This is a genomic window from Vibrio sp. Vb0937, assembly GCF_033338855.1.
In genome coordinates this window covers 1-1,423 of sequence record NZ_JAWOTK010000189.1, presented here as the reverse complement: position 1 = coordinate 1,423, position 1,423 = coordinate 1, and the positions used below count along the sequence as shown (strand labels likewise).

The following is a 1,423-nucleotide window of genomic DNA, read 5'->3' as shown; positions in this document are numbered from 1 at the left end:
GCTGGCGCACCATTGGCGATACGATGAGCAAAAATTCGAATGGACGTTTTACCTTCGCCCCGGGCTTACCTTCCATAATGGCAACCCAATCGATGCCGACACGGTGGTGAGTTTGTTTGCCAAATTGAGCTCACTAGAATACTACGAGAAAGAACTCGCGCATGTGGCAAACGTGACTGCGCCAAACCCTCTCAAAGTGGTGTTTACACTTAACCGACCTGACTTGGGTTTTGCTGGGCTTATTTCTGGTGTGAAATATGGCATTCAGCCCGTGAGTCAGGTGAACGTTGCGAACAACAAGTTGGTGGTGGGGAGTGGGCCATTTTCCGTCGTTGAGCACAGTGAAAACCGTTTGAAACTGCAAGCGTTTGATGGCTATTACGCGTGTCGAGTATTAACGGATTTGGTGACGATCTGGATCGTCAACGATGAAAAGATGGAGAACCCATCGCTCGCTGCGAATACTCTGCAACCACAGCCAGTCCTTGTTGATGACATGTGCGGTCACTACATGTCGACACCGAACAGTGAAACGTCCCCAGCGAGTAAACGCAGTCGAACGGAAGACGGTTGTTTGTTCGCACTGTTTAACCATCATGCGAAGCACGCTTTGTCTCAGGCTCAGCGCCGATACATCAGTGATTTGATTCGACCGGAGCAGTTAGCCGAAGTGATGAAGAGCGAAAAGATCAATTTTGGTAGCGTCGCTGCTTATAACTTGTTGCCAAACTGGAAACCGGTGTTGCGCCCCTTTGGAGATGTGGTCAAGTTGCCAAAGCTGATCACCATCGCAGGGTACAATTACACGGCGCTACGCCGGTGCGCGCGAGCGATTTCTTCGCGTTTAGAGCGTGCGGGCAGCCGAGTGGAGATCGTTATGTACTCCTACCGAGAACTGAGCGAGAAAGCCAAAAACGGCACGCTTGATGAGACTCTGGTTGTCACCAATATCAACTTGGACGATAACCGTCATGCGTCTGCGTTTAGCAACTTCTTTAGCAATGCTGTGCTTTACCACACCTTAGGGGCGCAGAATGCGGCGTGGTTGGATGCTCAAATGGAAAATGTCCGTGCATTCTCACCGCTTGAAGATTATTTGAGCACGTTAGAGCCGATCGCGTCCACATTGATTAGCGAATATTGGATTGCACCGATGTTCCACCATACTCAGACGCTACGTTTTCAAGGGGTCTTGGAAGATGTCGCACTCACAAACTGGGGATGGCCAGACATTCGATCCGTTTGGTCTGCGGACTGATCAAAACCGCCTGAATGGCGGTTTTTTTGTGTCTGCAATTTGGTGAAAGCCAGTGACGTTTTTATTTCTTCTAGCCAACAAATGTGATGTTTATCTACGTTTGAGCGTGAGCTATCAATAAATGGCCCGAAATGAACTTTGAAATTAATCACGAATTATATCGAG

Annotated in this window: 1 protein-coding gene; it reads left to right on the top strand. The window is 48.9% G+C overall.

Translation table 11 applies throughout. The features are described from left to right. On the top strand, positions 1-1,258 hold a 1,258-nt coding region (locus R7P67_RS24310), incomplete at its 5' end, for an ABC transporter substrate-binding protein (protein WP_318086252.1). Positions 1,259-1,423 lie beyond the last annotated feature (165 nt).